General features: G+C 36.0%; 4 protein-coding genes. All 4 read left to right on the top strand.

All coding sequences use genetic code 11. The annotated features are described in order from the left end of the window. Positions 1 to 658: hypothetical protein (locus tag KV40_RS35910; RefSeq protein ID WP_036489766.1), on the top strand; the 658-nt coding region annotated here is incomplete at its 5' end. Between the two features lie 414 nt (positions 659 to 1,072). Next, the gene (locus KV40_RS31610) at positions 1,073 to 1,300 is read left to right on the top strand and encodes a hypothetical protein (RefSeq protein ID WP_036489764.1); all 228 of its coding nucleotides are present in this window, start codon (positions 1,073 to 1,075) and stop codon (positions 1,298 to 1,300) included. Positions 1,301 to 1,449: 149 nt separating this feature from the next. Further along, on the top strand, positions 1,450 to 2,088 hold the full coding sequence (locus KV40_RS31605) for an RNA polymerase sigma factor (protein ID WP_036489762.1): 639 nt from the start codon (positions 1,450 to 1,452) through the stop codon (positions 2,086 to 2,088). Then, positions 2,088 to 2,829 (top strand): hypothetical protein (locus KV40_RS31600; RefSeq protein ID WP_036489760.1); only part of this gene is annotated, 742 nt, incomplete at its 3' end. The genes KV40_RS31605 and KV40_RS31600, both read left to right, overlap by 1 nt.

Here is a 2,829-nt window from a genome sequence, read left to right as displayed (position 1 = left end):
AGCAAACCTTAGAGACTCAATTAAACGACTCGATAGAACGCTTGCAGCATACCATCGAGAGCGACAGTGGCAAGGAAAATTAGCTGCCGTTAGAGATTCTGTAGAACATCAGACTCTGGCAGCCGATACCGAATTAATCAAAGCCGTTACCAAACTAGACCGCGCTCTAAAAGTCAAGTCGCCCAAGATTGCTAGTAACCTACAGCAGCTTCAAGGGATGTTAGAGCGGTACGAGAAGCTACAACAGTCCGCACTAACAAATAGAGTTTGGCTTTCCCACCAGCAATCTCTCAAACGTTCTCAGAGTCAGCTAGAACCAGCCAAACAACTTTTTGAAAAAGAATATAAAGGGTTGAGGGAACGAGTCGAACGAGATCCTAACCTGCGCTACGCCGAAGTTAACAAGATAGATACTGCTGTAGCGATGCTGGTAATTAAAGAGGCAATTTCTAGCAATCGCTCGGAAAATCTACTCAATCGAGTCGGACAAGTGTTATCTCAAAGCGATTGCCTTAAAGAATGGAAACAGTCGATGCCAGAGGCGGAGTATCGAGTTTTAGCTAGAGAATATATCGTGAAAACTTACGAACGAGCCTGTTTGATTAGAGAAAGTATTCTCTCTGCCAGAAAGAATCAGGAGTTTGAATTTGAGAGGTAATAAGGGAAGTGGGGATTTCTTTTAACAGTGTTCGATAGCGATCGCTAACCAGACTTTTTAATTGTCGTTGAATACCTTTTGATAAAAATTAGAGCAAGTTAGGGGTTCGGTTAAACTAAGTCAGAGAGTTACCCCTCTGACTTAGTTTAACTAAACGCCTTATAGTTCTTCTGCCTCGTATCACACTTTGTATTAAAAAAGTATTTTTATTTAACCTGTCACATCAATATTAATTATTACCACATCTATATAGAAGGGGATAAAAAGCCAACTCTAACAAGCAAAAACAAGCTAACTATTGACTTAAATTGAATATTTATTATTCATCTTTGCAATCTGCGAGGGTCAATTTCTGCTTCGTGTTTGTTTTTGGGTTTTAAATACCTTCGTTACTAATAAATTAAGAAAAATACTATGCCAGAACAAGAACAAGCCATTATCCAGACTGTTCCCACTCAAGGCTTACCTGTATTGGAACAGCCAGACCTATCACTACTATTAAAGTATGGAGGTGGTGCAGCAGCTATTATTATATCTATTTCTATTTTGCTGCTGGCTGTAGCAGAGATAATCAAAGTATTAGTTCCCGTAATGCTTCAGGGATCGAAACTGGATAATAAAAAAGATAGAAACAGTAGTTAGTCAAACCTCAACTCCTTTAAATACAAGCTTTCTAGCTATGTTAGCTGGGAAGCTTTCCTACACCAAATTCCATAAAACAAAACTTTTTAGTCGCAAAGTGTCACATTTTCCCAGCGACTGGACACATCTAATTAGAGGAGAGAATGTATATGACTAACCCACCATTAACACCTAACAACAAACAAGAACAGCTTGAGTTATTGGCTAAGATAGTCAATGACACTCTCTCAGAGGAGTGGGATGAAAGTACACGCAAGATATTTTTCTTTATCAAGCGTAGTCTTCGTCAGTTTAAGCTAGACGGACAGCTACAAGAAAGTGATATTTTATTAGATTCTTATCTTCGTGTCCGTAAAAAGATTGAATCTGGAGAATCTATCCAGAATATGCCAGCTTATTTGAATCGTGTTGCTTTTAATATAATTAGAGAAAAAAGTAAGAAACAAAAAAAGTCAGAAGATTTACATATCCGTTTAATTAATAATGAACATGGACATCCAGATACAACTTCAGAAACAGATGGCTCAGACAGCTATCAAATCACTAGCTTACTAAAAGCTCTGGAAGAATTAAAATCTGAAGATTTTGAACTAATACAACTACGCATAGTCAAAGGTTTATCTTGGAACGAAATTAGCGATTACCTAAATTCTTCTCAAGACAATGAAAACCAGAAAAAGCTATCTACAAGGACTTTAAGAAAAAGAGGAGAGAGAGCTTTAAAACGCCTGAGAGAAGCTTACTTTTCCGTCGAAGAAATATACATTTTAGGGGCGGGAGTAAAATAATGAAAGATATAGAAATCAAAAAAATATTAGACACTATTCGAGGGTCTAATCTTAGAGAAAATAATCCTAAATTTGACAAACCACCAAATGTTGAAACTCCTTTTGGTTTTAATTCTTTACAGCTAGAATTAACAGCACTTAAATACTATGAATTGGTAACTCTTAAAGAACTATCTGAACTAGAAGCCAAGCAGTTAGATAAAATTCTGGAACAAGCTGAAACTGATGATAAATTAAGCTTGTTACTGAATGAAGTTGATGAGCTAACTTTTGAAGAATTGGGTTTTTATGAAAAAGACAGCTTAGAACAAGTTGAAAATCTGAGAGCAAAAGCAAAAGAATTTATCATCAAGTTAGAAAACTATCACAAAATAGATTGCATTGATAAGTTGCAATCTATTTGCAGCTATCAAAATATTCTCAATGAATACTACAGGTTAATAACTCTTAAAGAACTATCTGAACTAGAAACCAGGCAGTTAGATAAAATTCTGGAACAAGCTGAAACTGATGATAAATTAAGCTTATTGCTGAATGAAGTTGATGAGCTAACTTTTGAAGAATTAGGTTTTTATGAAAAAGACAGCTTAGAACAAATTGAAAATCAAAAATCAGAATTTAAAAAATGTATTGAAAGAATATTGAATCAGACGAATGATTTAACCTCCAATCAGGTTCATGTTCGTGGTGCTGCTTATGCTGCTGGTCATGCTGCTGGTTTTGTTGCTGGTCATGCTGCTG

The organism is Myxosarcina sp. GI1, assembly GCF_000756305.1.
GTDB lineage: Bacteria > Cyanobacteriota > Cyanobacteriia > Cyanobacteriales > Xenococcaceae > Myxosarcina.
The sequence above is the reverse complement of the archived record's forward strand: the minus strand, read 5'-3'. Positions and strand labels throughout refer to the sequence as shown.